The sequence below is a fragment of the Natronoarchaeum rubrum genome (assembly GCF_024494695.1).
Map to the genome: position 1 here is coordinate 349,455 of NZ_JANHDP010000004.1, position 15,688 is coordinate 365,142.

At 65.4% G+C, this 15,688-nt stretch carries 18 protein-coding genes; 5 read left to right on the top strand and 13 right to left on the bottom strand.

The window, feature by feature from the left end; all coding sequences use genetic code 11:
- Nucleotides 1-7: 7 nt before the first annotated feature.
- From NO931_RS12510 to NO931_RS12550, 9 genes are all read right to left on the bottom strand, one after another.
- Entirely contained in the window at nt 8-1,396 is a 1,389-nt protein-coding gene (locus tag NO931_RS12510) for an ADP-dependent glucokinase/phosphofructokinase (protein ID WP_256392668.1), read from the bottom strand.
- A gap of 148 nt (nt 1,397-1,544) precedes the next feature.
- The gene (locus NO931_RS12515) at nt 1,545-2,438 is read right to left on the bottom strand and encodes a universal stress protein (RefSeq protein WP_256392669.1); all 894 of its coding nucleotides are present in this window, start codon (nt 2,436-2,438) and stop codon (nt 1,545-1,547) included.
- A 53-nt stretch (nt 2,439-2,491) separates the two neighbouring features.
- On the bottom strand, nt 2,492-3,733 hold the full coding sequence (locus tag NO931_RS12520; protein ID WP_256392670.1) for a glycosyltransferase: 1,242 nt from the start codon (nt 3,731-3,733) through the stop codon (nt 2,492-2,494).
- Between the two features lie 72 nt (nt 3,734-3,805).
- The gene (locus NO931_RS12525; protein ID WP_256392671.1) at nt 3,806-5,155 is read right to left on the bottom strand and encodes a sulfatase family protein; all 1,350 of its coding nucleotides are present in this window, start codon (nt 5,153-5,155) and stop codon (nt 3,806-3,808) included.
- A gap of 233 nt (nt 5,156-5,388) precedes the next feature.
- Nucleotides 5,389-6,414, bottom strand: coding sequence for an NAD(P)/FAD-dependent oxidoreductase (locus NO931_RS12530; protein ID WP_256392672.1), 1,026 nt, complete (start codon nt 6,412-6,414; stop codon nt 5,389-5,391).
- Nucleotides 6,415-6,774 (bottom strand): thioredoxin, encoded by a 360-nt coding sequence (trxA, locus tag NO931_RS12535; RefSeq protein ID WP_256392673.1) that lies wholly within the window; start codon nt 6,772-6,774, stop codon nt 6,415-6,417.
- Nucleotides 6,775-6,941: 167 nt separating this feature from the next.
- Nucleotides 6,942-7,346 (bottom strand): helix-turn-helix domain-containing protein, encoded by a 405-nt coding sequence (locus NO931_RS12540; RefSeq protein ID WP_256392674.1) that lies wholly within the window; start codon nt 7,344-7,346, stop codon nt 6,942-6,944.
- Nucleotides 7,347-7,417: 71 nt separating this feature from the next.
- Nucleotides 7,418-8,449, bottom strand: a complete 1,032-nt coding sequence (locus tag NO931_RS12545; protein WP_256392675.1) for a sulfite exporter TauE/SafE family protein — start codon at nt 8,447-8,449, stop codon at nt 7,418-7,420.
- 1 nt (nt 8,450) lies between these two features.
- The gene (locus NO931_RS12550; protein ID WP_256392676.1) at nt 8,451-8,600 is read right to left on the bottom strand and encodes a DUF7512 family protein; all 150 of its coding nucleotides are present in this window, start codon (nt 8,598-8,600) and stop codon (nt 8,451-8,453) included.
- Between the two features lie 418 nt (nt 8,601-9,018).
- Here NO931_RS12550 and NO931_RS12555 point away from each other — a divergent pair, with 418 nt between their 5' ends.
- The gene (locus NO931_RS12555) at nt 9,019-9,852 is read left to right on the top strand and encodes a universal stress protein (protein WP_256392677.1); all 834 of its coding nucleotides are present in this window, start codon (nt 9,019-9,021) and stop codon (nt 9,850-9,852) included.
- 15 nt (nt 9,853-9,867) lie between these two features.
- Here NO931_RS12555 and NO931_RS12560 read toward each other — a convergent pair whose 3' ends face one another.
- The 4 genes from NO931_RS12560 to NO931_RS12575 are packed head-to-tail and all read right to left on the bottom strand — an operon-like array spanning nt 9,868 to nt 13,291.
- Entirely contained in the window at nt 9,868-11,049 is a 1,182-nt protein-coding gene (locus tag NO931_RS12560) for an inorganic phosphate transporter (RefSeq protein ID WP_256392678.1), read from the bottom strand.
- A gap of 24 nt (nt 11,050-11,073) precedes the next feature.
- The gene (locus tag NO931_RS12565) at nt 11,074-11,535 is read right to left on the bottom strand and encodes a DUF6691 family protein (protein WP_256392679.1); all 462 of its coding nucleotides are present in this window, start codon (nt 11,533-11,535) and stop codon (nt 11,074-11,076) included.
- On the bottom strand, nt 11,536-12,093 hold the full coding sequence (locus NO931_RS12570) for a YeeE/YedE family protein (RefSeq protein WP_256392680.1): 558 nt from the start codon (nt 12,091-12,093) through the stop codon (nt 11,536-11,538).
- A 4-nt stretch (nt 12,094-12,097) separates the two neighbouring features.
- Nucleotides 12,098-13,291 (bottom strand): MBL fold metallo-hydrolase, encoded by a 1,194-nt coding sequence (locus NO931_RS12575; RefSeq protein WP_256392681.1) that lies wholly within the window; start codon nt 13,289-13,291, stop codon nt 12,098-12,100.
- Nucleotides 13,292-13,528: 237 nt separating this feature from the next.
- Between NO931_RS12575 and NO931_RS12580 the strand changes: the two genes are divergently transcribed.
- From NO931_RS12580 to NO931_RS12595, 4 genes are all read left to right on the top strand, one after another.
- Nucleotides 13,529-13,774, top strand: a complete 246-nt coding sequence (locus NO931_RS12580; RefSeq protein ID WP_256392682.1) for a sulfurtransferase TusA family protein — start codon at nt 13,529-13,531, stop codon at nt 13,772-13,774.
- A gap of 2 nt (nt 13,775-13,776) precedes the next feature.
- Nucleotides 13,777-14,355: a DsrE/DsrF/DrsH-like family protein gene (locus NO931_RS12585; RefSeq protein ID WP_256392683.1), complete on the top strand. Its 579-nt coding sequence runs from the start codon at nt 13,777-13,779 to the stop codon at nt 14,353-14,355.
- A gap of 7 nt (nt 14,356-14,362) precedes the next feature.
- Complete coding sequence (locus tag NO931_RS12590; protein ID WP_256392684.1) at nt 14,363-14,587, top strand: HalOD1 output domain-containing protein; 225 nt, start codon at nt 14,363-14,365, stop codon at nt 14,585-14,587.
- A gap of 327 nt (nt 14,588-14,914) precedes the next feature.
- Entirely contained in the window at nt 14,915-15,643 is a 729-nt protein-coding gene (locus NO931_RS12595) for a DUF6498-containing protein (RefSeq protein WP_256392685.1), read from the top strand.
- Nucleotides 15,644-15,688: the final 45 nt, after the last annotated feature.

Consider the following 15,688-nt stretch of genomic DNA (forward strand, 5'->3'; position numbering starts at 1 on the left):
CCGCGAGCTACTGTTCTTGCTCGCGGCGATCCTCGGCGACGGCGAGCTCGAGCGTAAAACTCGACGCCGAGACGATGTCGCCGATGCCGACCGTCCCCGCGGGGTCTTCGACGACTCGGTTCGGACAGGCGACGAGTGTCGGCGTGCAGAGCGTGCCGTCGTCGGCCGTCTCGTCGACGTGCTCCGCGAGGCGTTCGATCGCCTCGCGCCCGTCCGTCGACGGGTCGTACGTCAACCCCGTCTCGAGATCGCTGGGAGCCGTGATGCTACCCCGAGCTGCCTTGGTTGCGGCGTTGACAGCGGCGAATTTCATCCCGCGCAGGACCGCCTCCGGGGAGAGATACGAGTCCATCACAGCGAGGTGATACTCCATCGCGTGCAATCGGATGCACCCGACGCCCAGGTCCTCCCGGAGTGCCGAGAGCATTCGGTAGTGGGTGAGTATCTCGTCGACTTCGAACGGTGCGTTGCTCGTCGGCTCGTCGTCCACGGCTTCGATTTCGGCGTCGTCGTGCAGGACGGCGAGTTCGCTGGCATCTGCACCGATCACGTTCGCTTCCGGGAGGATCAACTCGTAGATGGCTTCTCTGAGGTCCTCGTCGTGGGTCACCGCGCACTCGATGTGCACTTTCGGATCGCCACCGGAGCGGAATCGGCGGACGACGTCCCGCGCGTGACGAAGCCGCTCCGCGTAGCCGTCGTCGACGTGAGCCGGGGTGAGATTGTGGTAGCCGGCCAACAGCGCCCCCTCGACTACCTCGCCGACCTGATCGACGTGTGCGTCGAGGGCGCCGGTCGTCAGGTCGAACTCCGGCGGTCTCGACGCGGCGATGAACCGGGTGTCCTCGGCCGCGCGCACGCCAAAGAGTTCGTCGCCGACGCCGAACTCGAACACCCAGTTGATCTTCGTCCGATCGGCGGCGGGGGCCTCCTCAAGCGGGACGAACGTCACCTGCCCGTTCTCGACAGCCGGGTACCGCACCGCGTCTGAGCGGTCGAACATCGACAGCTGTCTGTCCGACAGCAGATACGTGTACGCGATCGGCGCTCCTCCCAGCGCGGAGACGAGGTTGGTTATGATCCCGGTCTGTCCGCCCATCTGCTGGACGTCGGAATCGAAACCGGACTCGAGTTCGGCGGCGAACTCGTCGGCCATCGCGACCTCGTCCCCTCGCCCGGCCGCCATCGCGTGCGTGATCGCCGCGGCGAGGTCTCGCTTCGAGGTCAACGGGCTCGGCGGGGCGCGCTCTCCGGGCGCCGTCGGTCGGTCGAGCGCCGATTCCAGCTCGGCGTCGACCCGGACGACGGCGTCGACGTTCGCGTTGTAGGCGACGAACACCGGAACCCCCTCCAGCGCGCGGAGGTCGGACTCCAGTCGGGAGCGATCGTATGTCACTTTGTGTCGTACTTCCCGGTGCAGTCACGTAACGCTGTGTGCCGCGCTGACACTGCCTCCCGATCGATGCCGCTGTGAGCTCTCGACGCCGTCGCGTGGCGTCCGAGCGGCGAGTCGTGGGTCGTCGACGTGACGGCGGCCGCGTCGGTCACGGCGACGCGGCGCTGACCGGGACACAGAGCACGGGGACCTCGGTCTGCCGGACGACGTTCTCGGTGACGCTGCCGAGGAACCACTGGCCGATCCCCGTCCGGCCGTGGGTGCCCATGACGATCAGGTCGACGTCGTTGTCGGTCGCGTACTCGGTGATCACGGTCGCCGGCGCCCCGTTCGCGATCGAACCGGAGACGCTGACGTCGGCCGATCGGGCGCGCTCCCGGACCGTTTCGAGCGCCCCTTCTCCGCGGCGTTCGAGTGCGTCGAGGAGCTCACTGGGGTCTTGCGCGCCGCCGAACGCGTTCGTGTCCACCGAGTACACGCTGTGTACCATCGAGTCCAGCAGCGTCGCGAGCGCGATCCCCCACTCGGCCGCGATCGCCGCCCCGTCGCTGCCGTCCGTCGGCAGCAGCACGTCGTCGAACGCCACGTCGTCGATCGCGGCGACGTCCGCGTCCGGCGGGACCGCGAGCACGGGCGTTCGCACCGTCCGGAGCACGTTCTCGGTGACGCTGCCGAGGAGGACTCGCTCGAGCCCCGAGCGACCCTTGGTGCCGATTGCGATGACGTCGATGTCGCGCCGGTGGGCGTACTCCCGGATCGACTGGAACGGCGTCCCCCGCTCGACGGTGGTCGTGACGTCGAGCTCTTCGTCGAACTCGCGCGTCAGTTTCGCGACCGTCTCGGTCGCCTCCTGCGCGTTCTCTTCGAGCGTCGAGAGGGAGCCGTCGTCGAGATCGTCCGTTTCGCCACCCGCTTCGACGACCGAGAGCACGTGCACGTCGGCGTCCGTCCGCGAGGCGAGCGCGATCCCGTACTTCGCGCCCGCGATCGCTCCCTCGCTGTCGTCCGTCGGGATCAGTATCGAGTCGATAACCCGGCTCATGGGGATACTGGAGCTTCGCCGGCTCGGAAGATAGTCGTGGGGGGAGACGGCGATCAACGCTCGATGTCCAGAACGTCGAGAAAGACGTCGAACAGTTCGGTGAGCTGGCGCGGAAGCAGAAACCGATCGCGAACTCGCTCGTGGCCGTTCGCTCCGAACGCCCGTCGGCGGTCGTCGTCTTCGAGGAGATCGACGACGCGCGCTCCGGCGGCCTGCGCGTCGTCCGGTTCGACGAGGTAGCCGTTTCGCCCGTCCTCGATCTGCAGCGGGATGCCGCCGACCGTCGAGCCGACGACCGGCGTGCGCTTCCAGAGCGCCTCGGCGACGACCAGCCCGAACCCCTCCCGCAGTGACTTCTGGACGACGACGTCCGCGCGTCGCTGCAGGACGTTCACCGCCGCGTCCGGCAGGTCAGTCAACACGTGTACGTCCGGTTCGCTGGCGGCGTCTTTGGCCACACGTTCGTAGACTTCGAGCCCTTCCGGGTCGTCGCCGGCCATCGCGCCGGCCAGCGCCAACTGGAGGCCCGGGACCTCCTCGCGGGCCCGACGGAACGCCGCCAGCGTGCCGAACTGGTCCTTCCACGGATCGAAGCGGGAGATCTGGACGACGAGCGGTTCGTCGAACGAGAGCGGATACAGGCGGTCCCGCTCGGACGAAACGGTCGTCTCGTCGAGCGCCCGGTTTTTCTCGGTCAGCGGGTCGATCGACGGGTAGACGACGCGCGTCGGCACGTCGATCACGCCCGCGTAGTCGGATCGGCTGACGATCGCGCGATCCACTCGACTCGCGTACTCGGCGACGAACGCGAGGTGGTCGGGCGAGGGGTCGGTGAGGTCGATGTGACAGCGCCAGACGATCGGCGCGTCCGGCAGGCGCTCTCGGACTCCGTCGAGCATGCCCAGCGGCTGGGGATCGTGGAGTACGACGAGGTCGTACTCGCCGTCTACCTCGGCCGCGTTTCGCTCCGTGACCGAGCGATAGGTCGCCTTCATCGCGTCGGTCAGCGGAGCGTCGTCGCCCTGCAGGCCGTTGTGTATCGACTTCGTGACCGCGAAGAACTCGTCGTCCGCGTCCAGCACGAGCCAGTCGGTGTCGACGCCGAGATCGTTACACAGCGGGACGATCGACCGAAGCAACTCGGCGACGCCGCCGCCGGTCGCAGTCGAGTTGACGTGGAGGATCCGGCCGTCTCCGAGTGCCTCGGCGCGCGACCGGAGCCGGTCGAGTTGCTCCGCTCCGATCGCGTCGGCGTACGCCTCGACCGACCGATCCGATAGCGATGGGGCGTGCATAGTCCGTACGATCGATATCACGACTGCGAGGGTATCTGTTGGGGACGCCAAAGCGCCTCGCCGACAGACGACTCAGGCCGACTCGTCGGGGCGCCGAACGATCCGGTCGTAGTTGCCGGGGACGACCGGGCCGTCGAGGAGCGGGTCGTCCGTCGCGTCCATCCACTCGTAGAGCTGCCGCGACAGCGACTCGCGGACGTCCTGGTACCGCGGTTCGGACGCCACGTTCTCGTCTTCTCGGGGCGTCTCCCGCAGATCGTACAGTTCCTCGTACGGCCTCGTGGGAACGCAGTACGTCTCGCGCACCTCGCGTCCGGCCTCGCTCGCGAAGATGTCTCTGGGGAGGTAGACGCGCGCCAGGCGCCAGAAACTGCGGACGTACTTGTACCGTTCCGTCCGGATCGCGCGGACCGGGTTGTACAGGTCGTGCCAGGTCATCTCGGCGAACACCCGCTCGCGAGGTTCGTACTCGCCGTCGATCAACAGCGGCAGGAAGCTCCGGCCTCCGATCTCGTCCGGGACGTCGGCGCCGACGAGGTCGAGCAGCGTCGGCAACACGTCGACGTTGCTGAGCAACTCGTCGTAGCGCCGACCGTCGTCGGCGATTCCGGGCACGCGAAGCACCAGCGCGGCCTCGATCCCGGCGTCGTAGCAGCTCCCTTTCGCCCGGGGGAACGCGATTCCGTGTTCGGTCGTGAAAACGACGACCGTCTCGTCGGCGAGACCGGCCGCACCGAGGGCGTCGAGGATCGTCCCGACGGCGTCGTCGATGGCGTAGACCATCCCCCGCATCTCCGCGAGGTCGTGACGGATCCCGGGCCGATCGGGAAGGTACGCGAGCGGCTGGATCGCGTCGGGGTCGTCTCCGTCGTACCGCTCGCCGTGAAAGCCGAACCGTCCGGTCTCTTCTTCGACGCGGTGGCACTCGAAGACGCCGATCGACGCGAAGAACGGAGCGTCGAACGCTCCTCGATCGAGAAACGAGGCGACGACAGATGCGACGCTTTCGGCCCTGTTCACCTGGTGGACCGACGGCGCCACGCCGGGGTAGAGGTTCCCCTCCGAGTGGATGTGGTCGTACCGGAGCCGGTCGGTGTCCTGGCTGATGTGCTGGAGCCCGAACAGGTGCGTCTCGTATCCCGCGTCGCTCAGGTAGTGGGGCAGGATCCGCTCGTCGTCGCGTAGTTCCCAGTCTCCGTGGGCCAGACCCATCAGCCCGTTTACGTGCGGGTGGCGGCCGGTCATGAGGCTGCCTCGACTCGGCGAACACTGCGGCGCGGTGACGAAGTGGTTCTCGAAGAGCGCGCCGTTCGCCGCGAACTCGTCTATGGCCGGCGTGTCGATATCCGTCCCGTAGCAGCCGAGGTATCGACCGAGATCGTGCGCGTGGATCAACACGACGTTCGGGGACGAAACGTCCATACGCCGTAGGATACGACCTCCCGACAGATAGTCGTTCGATCGCTGACATCGGCGTTCGATGTGCTCGTCGTGGAGAATACTGTGTCTCCGGGAGCAGATCGTACGGTTTCTCGGCGGATCGGGCCGAGCTGCGTCGATCCGAATCGAATTGTCGCGAGCTCCGGAACGGTAGCGCTGGATCTGAGCGATCCGTTGCGTTCGGCTCGGTCGGCCGTGGAGGTAGTTCAGGAAGCCTACGCGGTCGTCTCGACCGCGGTTCGACGCTCGTTCTCGATCCGTTCGAGGTACGCTTCGGCGTCGAGCGCGGCCATGCTGCCGGTGCCGGCAGCCGTGATCGCCTGGCGGTACGAGGGATCGGCGACGTCGCCGGCGGCGAAGACCCCTTCGACGGCGGTCTCCGCCGTCGCGCGGCCCGTCTCGTCGGTCTGCGTGACGACGTAGCCGTCCGCGTCGAGTTCGACGCCGGTCTCCTCGAGGAACGCGGTGTTGGGCGTGTGGCCGATGCCGTAGAACACCCCGCCGACGTCGACTCGTTCGGTCTCGACGTCGACGCCTTCGGCGGCCTTCTGGGTGGGGTGCCCGTCGGGGTGGGAGACGACCGTCGCGCCGGTGACGCCCTCCTCTTGGGAGCCGTGGAGCGCCCGCAGTTCGGTGTTCCACCGGAACTGGATGTCCTCGTGCTCGCGGGCGCGGTCGGCCATGATCTCGGAGGCTCGCAGCTCGTCGCGGCGGTGGACGACGGTCACCGAGTCGGCGAACTTCGCGAGGAAGAGCGCCTCTTCCATCGCGGAGTCGCCCCCGCCGACGACGAAGACGTCGTCGCCGCGGTGGAACGCGCCGTCGCAGGTCGCGCACGTCGAGAGGCCGTAGCCCATCAGTTCGTCCTCGTTCTCGGCGCCGACCCACCGGGCGCTCGCCCCGGTCGCGACGATCAGCGCTCGCGTTCGGAGCGTCTCGCCGGTCGAGAGCGTGAGTTCGAGCGGTTGCCCGTCGACCGCCGCCGTCTCGATGCTACCGTGCTGGAACTCGGCGCCGAATCGCTCTGCCTGCTCTTTTCCGCGCTGGATCAGCTCCATCCCGCCGACGCCGTCGGGGAAGCCGAGGAAGTTCTCGACGTCGGTTGTGAGCGTCAGCTGGCCGCCCGGCTCGTCGCCCTCGAGCACGAGCGGATCGAGATCGGCGCGGGCGGCGTACACCGCCGCGGAGAGCCCCGCGACGCCCGAGCCCGCGATGACGAGGTCGCGTCGCTCGCCGGGCATTTACTCGGTGTACCCCTCGATCAGCGTCCGCAGCTGGTCTTCGGACTGAACGCCGACCACCTGCTCGGCCTGCTCGCCGTCGGCGAACAGCACGAGCGTCGGGACGCCGCGGACGCCGTACGCGCCGGCGAGTTGCTGGTTGGCGTCGACGTCGATCTTCGTGACGGCGGCGTCGGTTTCCTCGGCGAGCGTCTCGACGACCGGTTCGAGCATCTGGCACGGTCCGCACCAGTCCGCGTAGAAGTCCGCGAGCACGACGTCGTACTCGGCGACGGCGTCGTCGAGTTCGGCCTGTCCGTCTACGTGGACGGGCTCGTCGGGAGTGGCTGTGCTTGCGTCGGGTGCAGTATCGACTGTCATCACTACCTCGTATGGGCCACCGGAAGTTAAGAGTTTTGGACCAACAGTACAATACTCTGGCCGGGGGCGCGCGACGTCATCGGGAGCGATCCGACTCGAAGCAAGCGACCGACCGCCAGAAGAGAAAACGAGAGTACGTCGACCGAGAGAACGCCGAAACCGGCGAGTCAGCTTTCGAGGGACGCCGACGCAGCGTCCTGCTGCTCGTACTTCGTCTCGAACTCCTGGATGAGCTGGCCCATCTTGGCGTACCAGTCGTTGAGCATCCGCTGCATGTCGTCGGAGATCTTCGAGGGGTCGGTCGGTTCGTAGACGTGGTAGTAGCCGCCCTGCTCGTAGTTGACCTGCTCCTTCTGGATGAAGCCCGTCTGGAGCAGCCGTTGCACCGCCCGGTAGGCGGTCGAGCGTTCGCGGTCGACGGCTTCGGCGATCTCGTCGACGGTGAGCGGTTCTTCGGTCTCTACGAGCGCCTGGAAGCATTCCCTGTCGAGTTGTTTGAGCCCGTGGAAACACTCGAGGAGGCCCTCGCACTCCATGTCCTGCTTGAGTTGTTCAGACATCGAATCTGGCATTGTTATCATCTTTGCCTACGCACCACGCCGTTAAAAGTATTGTGCATGGATCGCACAATCCTGCGGTCGACTCAGTCGCCAGCTGCCGATCCCGGCGTCGGCTCCTCGCGCAGCGCGGTGACGCTGCTGTAGACGACGGCCCCGCTGACCATCAGCGCCGAGCCGAGGATCAACACTAAACTCACCGTGTCGAGGACCGGGATGCCGTAGACGTTCCCGATTTCTCGGACGGCGACGGCGATCGAGCCGCCCAACAGCATCAGCCCGAAGTACACCTTGATCTCCCCCTCGTCGACGATGCTCGTCGCCGCGGAGCCGACCCGCGCGCCGAGCGCGCTCCCGGCCAGCAGCGGCAGGACGATCGAGAGGTCGACGCCGCCGTCCATCGCGTAGAGGAAGCTCCCGATCCCGCCCGAGAAGACGATCTCGAAGAGGTCCGTCCCGACCGCGATCGGCACCGGCACGCCGATCAGGTAGAACAGCGCGGGCATCCGGATGAACCCGCCGCCGACGCCGAGGAAGCCCGACAGCAGCCCCGTCGCGAACGCGACGCCAAGGATCATCCACAGCGACACCGAGATGCCGCCGCGAAGGTTCATCATCGGCGGCACGCGGTAGGACTGGATCTTCTTGGCGATGTCGGGGATGTCGGCGTCGTCGACGTCGGCGTCGGCGGCGTCGTGGTCGACGCCCCCGCCGTCGCCGCCTTTCAGCGCCTCGTAAGTGACGAAGACGCCGATGCCGCCCAGCAGGAAGACGTAGGTGACGCTGATGATGCTACCGGCCAGCCCCAGCTCTTCGAGGTGGAGAACGATCTCCTTGCCGACCTCGATGCCGGCGGTCGTGCCGGCGATCATCAACACGCCGAGCTTGTAGTCGACCTGACCGAGGTCGCGGTGTTTCAGCGTCGCGATCACGGACGTCCCGAACACGAACGCGAGGCCGCTCCCGACCGCGACGCGGGACGGATACCCCATCACGAGCAGCGCCGGCGTCACCAGGAACGACCCGCCCATCCCGAAGAATCCAAAGAGGATGCCGATGAGCAGGCCGAACCCGACGAACAACAGCAGCAGCGCGAGACTGATGCCTAGGACCTCCATGTTAGTTCTTTTTCACCCGGTTGACGATCTGTTGTCCGACTGCCTGTCCCGCGAGGCCGTACACGACGTAGAGGACGATCGCCTCGAGTAGCACGACCCCGATGAGCGCACCAGCCTGTGCCACCGGTGGAAGAGTCGCGACGTCGATCATAGTGCCTCCACCTCGATATTGAATGGTTTTGGAATCATCGTACCGTATCACCTACCTCGGCCTAGCAGAGGGGCCATATTAACAGTTTTGGATGCACCATACAATATTACTGCGCTGAATCTCACGGCTAACCAATCCGGATATCTCCATACGTTACGAGAATATAGATCCGGACGTCGACACACGCGAGAGCGGCATCTTGTTCCCAGTAGCGGTCGGGCGCGCCCAACGATCGGAACGACGCCGGAGACGCCGAGTTCGAGCGACCGGAGCCTCGGGCACGGCGCCACCCACCCGCGACCAGGACCTCGCGATCCGGCGGGCTGTCCCGGACCGACACCGGTCGAAACTGCAGGAATCGCGAACGCCGTATTGGGCACCCCAAACAATATTATACTCTCGGACCCTCGTCTGAGGTATGAGAGCAATTTACGCGACGGACCTCTCGGCGGCCAGCGAAGCGGCCATCCAGAACGAGACCTGCCTCGAGTGTCTCGAGCGGATCGGCGTCGAGACGGTCCACCTCGTCACGGTCGTCCCCTCGAACGTCCACGCGGGAATGCCCGGGATGGATCTCGAAAAGCGACGCGAGCGAGGCCTCCAGCGGTACCGTTCGGTGATGCAAGACGCCGGCTTCGACGTCGAGACCCACGTCGTCCGCGGGACGCCACACCGCAGGATCAACGGTATCGCCGAGACGATCCACGCCGACATGACGATCATCGGTTCGCGCGGACAGAGCCCCCTCGAGAACCGCGTGATCGGGTCGACCGCGCGAAACCTCGCGCGCACGACCGTCGTCCCGCTGCTCGTCAACCGGATCGAACGCGCCACCGACGAGCCCGAGATCCGCCACGAGCACCTGTTCCAGCGGGTCCTGTACGCCACGGACTTCTCGGAGAACGCCGAGCGCGCGTTCGACGCGTTCTCGTACCTTCGACACGCGACCGAGGAAGCGACGCTCGTTCACGTCGAGTCGCCGAAAGACCCCAGCGACGACCCCGAGACACAGCTCACAGAGCTTGCCGATCGACTGGAACGGTGGGACATCGACGCGCAGATCGAGCTCCGGTACGGCGACGCGGCCGACGAAATCCTCGACGTCGAGGAGGCGGTCACACCCACGACGACGCTGATCGGCTCGCGCGGCCGGAGCCGACTCCGGCAGCTGATGCTCGGTAGCGTCTCCGAGGACGTCGTCGCTCGTGCGAACGGGAACGTCTACCTGGTGCCGCCGCCGCGGACGGCCTGACCTCGACGGTCCCCGTCAGCCGATCGGCAACGCGACGACCGACGCGTAGCCGAGGGCCAGCGCCAGCACGAGCGACCCCGCCCACGCGCCGACCGTCACGACGATCTTTCGAGAGCCGACGGCGCTCCCACCACCGACGGCGGCGCCGCTGCCGATGATCGCGCTGACGACGATCTCGTTGAACGACACGGGCACGCCCAGCAGGACCGCCAGCTGGGCGATGAGAAACGAGGGGACGAGCGCCGAGATCGATCGTCGCGGCCCCAGCGACGAGTAGTCCTGCGCGAGCGACTTGATCATTCGCGGGGCGCCGGTCCACGATCCGACGAGGATGCCGAGGCCGCCTCCGGCCAGCACGGCGAGTGGGTGGATCATCCCGACCGTGTCGAGGAGGGGGAGTAGCGGTCCGACGGCCAGCCCGACCTGGCTTCCGCCGGCCGAGAACGCGACGAGCGCCCCGAGCGACAGCAACACTCGCCGCAGTCCGCCGTACTTGTCGCGTCGGATGTCCAACGAGACTGCGACGGCGATTCCGACGGCGACGAGCAGCGTCACGACGAACGGGATCGCGAGCCCGTCGACGCCGAGCGTCCGTCGCGCGAGGCCGGACAGCGAGCCGGCCGTCCCGTCCGGGCCGAGCGACGCGAACCGGACGTTGGTCAGGACTGCTCCGACCAGCCCCGCCAGCACCGGAACGCTGTAGCGTTCGGGCACGTCCTGCCGAGGGAGGACGCTCGCGATGGCGTAGGCGATCCCGCCGCCGACGAACGGCGTCAACACCCAGACGGCGCCGATCTGGGCGTACTTCGACCAGACGGGCGTGCCGCCGAGCGCGAGGCCGACGCCGACGACCGAGCCGGTCACGGTAAAGGCCGTCGCGATCGGGTACCCCGTGCTGATCCCGATCGCCATCAGCCCGGCGCCGATCAGCAGGACGACGATGACTCCCGTCGCCGGGAGACTGATGCCGCCGACGAGCCCGCTTCCGACGGCTTCCGAAACGTTCGATCCCTGCGTGACGGCGCCGGCGAAGCCGAAGATGCCGACGACGAACGCCGCCCGCATCGTCGAGATGGCGTTCGCGCCGACTGCGGGTGCGAACGGCGTCGCGCCGCTGGAGCCGGCGCCGATCACCCACGCCATGAACAGACTCGCGAGTCCGGCGACGACGAACAGAGCGATAGCTGTGATGTCCATCAGTTGTGCAAAATTGAGAACCGGTTAGTCGGCGCCGGCGGTCGCGGCCCCCGCGTCGGCCGTCTGACTACGCCAGTACCCCTGGAGATACGCGCCGACGAACATCCCGGCGAGCGCCCAGAGGATCGTCACGTTACCGACGCCGAGGCTGGCGTAGGCCGCGCCCGGACAGATGCCCGAGAGACCCCAGCCGACGCCGAAGATCCCGCCGCCGATCAGGACGTTCCGGTCGAACGGCTTCAGCCGCCGTTCGTACCGGTCGCCCGTCAGCGGCGCCGCATCGCTGATTCGCGGCATCACCGCGAAGGCGATCCCGGAGACGATCGCCGCGCCGAACATGACGAACAGCAGCCCGAAGTCCTCGAACTGCAGGAAGTTCAGCACGACCTCCGGCCGGGCCATCTGGCTGAATCCGAGTCCGAACCCGAAGATCAGGCCGCCGAGCAGGATCAGCGGCATGAACAGGGGATGACGGTTCTGACTCATCTACGGGCTCACCCCCAGCGCCGCGACGATCTGAGCGGTCACGATGGCGACGGCCAGGAACGTCGCGACGCCGACGAGCGACGTCTTCGACGCCGAGCCGACGCCGCAGACCCCGTGGCCGGACGTACAGCCCTTGCCGATCCGGGTGCCGATCCCGACCAGAATCCCGCCCAGGAACAGCCGCCAGGGCTGGACGGACGTCGACCAGAGCGTCAGCCCGCCGACCTCGTACAGCTCGCCCGTCGTCCCGGGCTCGTACAGCGAGGTCGTGACGAGGCCCGACTGGACCGTCGCGGCGAACGCCAGCGCGCCGAGGATGATCCCGAGCGTGAACACGACCCGCCAGTCCCGCGAGCCGACGTACTGCTGGAACCGCGACTGGTCCGAGACGTACGACAGCGTCGACTCGAGGAACGTGCTCGCGCCGGCCGGAATCCCGGTCCCGACGTAGATCACGACCGCGCCGAGGCCGACGAGCAGCCCGCCGACGGCGTAGCGACTGATCCCGTTGGGGAACAGCTCGGCGGCCAGCTGGAGCGGTACCGGATCGAGGACCATCTATTCAGTCACCGGCCAGGGAGTCCTGGCTGGCGGCGCAGTTGTTCGGGCCGAGTTCGAGCGTGAACGCCTCGTCGTCGTCGACCGACTCCTGACCGAGGTTCGTCGCGATGATCTGCTCGTAGTTGGCCGGCCGGGGCGGCATGTCCGAGAGGATCAGCTCGACGAACTCGTCTTCGTCCATCGTGAGCGCGTCCATCTCGTCGACGAGCTGGCCGATCGGCGCGGTGTAGGTACCGTCCGCGGCGGGCTCGGCAGCGTCGCTGAAGTGAGCCCCGCCGATCAGCACGTCGTCGTCGAGCGTCAGAACGCGCTCCTGGAGGGATTCGTAGAGCATGCGCGCGGCGTCGGGCGCGCCGTCGTCGCCCTCTTCGAGGTCGGGGCGGGCGACCGACTCGACGAACAGCCCGTCGCCGGTCGCGAGCAGGCTATCGCCGAGCAGGTAGGATGTCATCCCGGTCGTGTGGCCGGGCGTGTAGACGGTCTCGATTTCGGCGTCGCCGACCGCGAAGGTATCGCCGTCCTCGGCCTGGGTCAACTCGTCTGCGTAGGAGACGCCGCGGTCGACCGCGGCGGCGGGGATGACGCCCTCGACGCCCTCGTCGTCGAGGGCGCGCACTCCCGAGATGTGGTCGGCGTGGATGTGCGTGTCGATGGCGTACTTCAGTTCGACGCCGAGGTCGTCGGCGTCGTCGAGGTAGCGGTCGGTGAAGGCGCGCAGCGGATCGACGATGGCGGCTTCGCCGTCGTCGTACAGCAGGTAGCCCAGGCAGCCCGAGGAGGGGCGCTGGTACTGCAGGAGCGTGCCGGGACCGTCGTACTCGCCGACCTCGACGGCCTCGTAGATGCTGGCCCAGCCGTTCATCCCGTCTTCGAGATGGTTGACGTCGTAGCCGCGCTCGGCGAGCGTGCCCGCGACGTACTCGCTGGCACCGCCCTTCGCACACAGGACGGTCACCTCGCGGTCGTCGGGGATTCGATCGAGAACGTCCTCGTCGATCTCGTCGTCGAGGAACTCGAAGTAGGGAACGTTGATCGATTCGACGGTCTCGCCGTCGATGCGCCACTCCTCGTAGTCCGAACTCATTCGCGCGTCGAGGAGCGTGATCTCCTCGCCCGCGTCGATGCGGTGCTTCAGCGTCTCCGGAGCGATCGTTTCCACCTCGACGTCCGGGGTGGGGAAGTCGTCTGCGTTCATCGTACACCCCCATCTACAGGGTTGACGTACAAAAGGGTTTTCATAGAAATTCAGCAACTCCACAATACAGCCACCCGCTCCTCCACCACGTCCGCCACCCTACACACGTGTACAACATAAATAGCGTAACTATCGTTGTCCGGATGTTCGGCGTATCCACAAGAACCAACATTCTTTTAACCCCAGAGGTGGTATTGTGCGTTAGCTCCAAGACAGACCATCGGAGCAGATCAAAACATGAGTTCGGAATACGACATCGCGGAGACGCTCGACGTGAAAGGCGCATCGTGCCCCATGCCGGTCGTCAAGACGAAAGGCGCCATCGACGACCTGGCCGAAGGCGAGGTTCTCGAAGTGCTCGCGACCGATCCCGGCAGCATGAGCGACATCGACGGCTGGGCATCGGGCACCGGCGGCGTCGAGCTCGTCGGACAGGAGGAGGGCGACGACGTGTACAAGCACTACGTGCGGAAGACGGAGTAACGATGAGCACGGACACACCAGACGCGTCGTCCGGCGACGCACCCTCCCGCGCGGAACTCGCCGCGCGCGTCGACGAGCTCGAACAGCAGCTGTCGGAGGCGACCAGCGACACCGGCGACGACTCGAAGAAGATGTCGATCATCGCGACGAAGGGGACGCTCGACATGGCGTACCCGCCGCTGATCCTCGCCAGCACCGCCGCCGCCTTCGGCTACGAGGTGACGGTGTTCCACACGTTCTGGGGGCTCGACATCCTCCACGAGGAGCGCTCGAAGAACCTCAAGCTGAGTTCGGTCGGCAACCCCAACATGCCGGTGCCGAACGCGGTCGCCGCGCTCCCCGGCATGGATCGCGTGACGACGTCGATGATGGAAAAGAAGATCGACGACAACGACACCGCGACGATCGAGGAGCTCCTCGAGACCTCGCTGGACATGGGCGTGGAGTTCCAGGCCTGCCAGATGACGATCGATCTGATGGACTACGACGAGGACGACTTCTACGACGGCGTCACCACCGGCGTCGGCGCCGCGACGGCCATCCAGGACATGGCCGAGGCCGATATCCAACTTCTCGTCTGATCCACCGATGAACACACTCGCAAAGCGACCGGTCCCCGAAATTATCGACGCCGTCGCCGAGGCGGAGGGCGTCGAACCGGCCGCGCTCGATCCGCCGCTGGCACAGGTCCTCGATCCGGATGCGCTCGAAACGCTGGTCGAAGACACGACGGCGTCGGAACTCGAAATTCGGTTCACGTACCGCGACCACGAGGTCGTCGTCGACGGGAGCGGGCGCGTGCGGATCAGCTGAACCGGACAGTTTTCTCTCTTGGGACCCCAACGGTTGATAGGAACCATACGCGTTCAGCACGGCAACCTTGTTTGTTTCTCCCGATGACTGATGAACTATCTGTTTAGTAGCTGTGCGAATTGACCGCTGAGAGTCCTACCAGTTACAGATGATGTTTGGATCACCGTGTAAGATACAGAGCGCAGATTTCGCATGGAAAATTCGTCCAAAACGGTCTGTTCGAGTTGCGTACTACAGTTCCCCGTCTTATTTATTAACAGGAATTAATCTCGGTCAAATCAACCCAATTATTATAAACTAAATGGCCACCGGGCAATGTGTAGATAGATGGGAAAGAGCAGTCGAACGGGAATTGTTAAAACGGTTCCCAGAGTGCTCAGAGAGTCCCGTGATTTCGCTTCCGGGTGCATTCTGAACCTTGGGCTTATTACCGGAGTGGTTGTGTTTGAGTGGAGTCTCGTTGAAATTGCTTTTATATATCTCATTGAGATAGCGATTATCAATCTCCTATTCTTCTCTGTCGCGTTGTTCACGCCACAGCCAGTGGATGATCTTGATGGGGGCTCTTGGAATAATGAGCCCACTCCACTTCAGCCGATTGCGCTAATACCGCCGGTATACTGGCGGAATATCAAATTCATTCTGGGCAAGGCTATTCTCGCTGGTATCCTTATTGGGGCAGTTATGAGACCTGTATTTTCCAGTTACGGTCTGGAGTCGGGACTTCCTTTCTCAGTGGGACTGGCGATTGGCAGCATTGTTTTCTTTCAGCTGACGCGCGTCTGGCGCTACTTCATCGCCAACCGGTCATATCAAGACAAGTCACCGGCGGACGCACTTGAGTTTGCGTTTGTTCCAGTTGTTGAATTGTATCTGATGTTGTTCTATGTGGCCGCCCCCATCAGCATCGTGCTTGCGGGTATCGTATTCGCAATAGATACCAATCTAAATTCACGGGCATGGTTGTTACTCTATTTACTTCCAATAGGGGCGATTAGGGCGTGGATAGGAAGTTTAGACCCTAATACAGACGATATTGATCTTGGTTTCAGCTGAGATAATCGTGATTACATTTTTACTTTTCAACTCAGAAACTCAGCG

What these genes read in the sequence shown, in the direction of transcription:
- NO931_RS12515 (WP_256392669.1), bottom strand. Translation starts at nt 2,438, where the DNA reads ATGAGCCGGGTTATCGACTCGATACTGATCCCGACGGACGACAGCGAG.
- NO931_RS12520 (WP_256392670.1), bottom strand. Translation starts at nt 3,733, where the DNA reads ATGCACGCCCCATCGCTATCGGATCGGTCGGTCGAGGCGTACGCCGAC.
- NO931_RS12525 (WP_256392671.1), bottom strand. Translation starts at nt 5,155, where the DNA reads ATGGACGTTTCGTCCCCGAACGTCGTGTTGATCCACGCGCACGATCTC.
- NO931_RS12530 (WP_256392672.1), bottom strand. Translation starts at nt 6,414, where the DNA reads ATGCCCGGCGAGCGACGCGACCTCGTCATCGCGGGCTCGGGCGTCGCG.
- trxA (WP_256392673.1), bottom strand. Translation starts at nt 6,774, where the DNA reads ATGACAGTCGATACTGCACCCGACGCAAGCACAGCCACTCCCGACGAG.
- NO931_RS12540 (WP_256392674.1), bottom strand. Translation starts at nt 7,346, where the DNA reads ATGCCAGATTCGATGTCTGAACAACTCAAGCAGGACATGGAGTGCGAG.
- NO931_RS12545 (WP_256392675.1), bottom strand. Translation starts at nt 8,449, where the DNA reads ATGGAGGTCCTAGGCATCAGTCTCGCGCTGCTGCTGTTGTTCGTCGGG.
- NO931_RS12550 (WP_256392676.1), bottom strand. Translation starts at nt 8,600, where the DNA reads ATGATCGACGTCGCGACTCTTCCACCGGTGGCACAGGCTGGTGCGCTC.
- NO931_RS12555 (WP_256392677.1), top strand. Translation starts at nt 9,019, where the DNA reads ATGAGAGCAATTTACGCGACGGACCTCTCGGCGGCCAGCGAAGCGGCC.
- NO931_RS12560 (WP_256392678.1), bottom strand. Translation starts at nt 11,049, where the DNA reads ATGGACATCACAGCTATCGCTCTGTTCGTCGTCGCCGGACTCGCGAGT.
- NO931_RS12565 (WP_256392679.1), bottom strand. Translation starts at nt 11,535, where the DNA reads ATGAGTCAGAACCGTCATCCCCTGTTCATGCCGCTGATCCTGCTCGGC.
- NO931_RS12570 (WP_256392680.1), bottom strand. Translation starts at nt 12,093, where the DNA reads ATGGTCCTCGATCCGGTACCGCTCCAGCTGGCCGCCGAGCTGTTCCCC.
- NO931_RS12575 (WP_256392681.1), bottom strand. Translation starts at nt 13,291, where the DNA reads ATGAACGCAGACGACTTCCCCACCCCGGACGTCGAGGTGGAAACGATC.
- NO931_RS12580 (WP_256392682.1), top strand. Translation starts at nt 13,529, where the DNA reads ATGAGTTCGGAATACGACATCGCGGAGACGCTCGACGTGAAAGGCGCA.
- NO931_RS12585 (WP_256392683.1), top strand. Translation starts at nt 13,777, where the DNA reads ATGAGCACGGACACACCAGACGCGTCGTCCGGCGACGCACCCTCCCGC.
- NO931_RS12590 (WP_256392684.1), top strand. Translation starts at nt 14,363, where the DNA reads ATGAACACACTCGCAAAGCGACCGGTCCCCGAAATTATCGACGCCGTC.
- NO931_RS12595 (WP_256392685.1), top strand. Translation starts at nt 14,915, where the DNA reads ATGGGAAAGAGCAGTCGAACGGGAATTGTTAAAACGGTTCCCAGAGTG.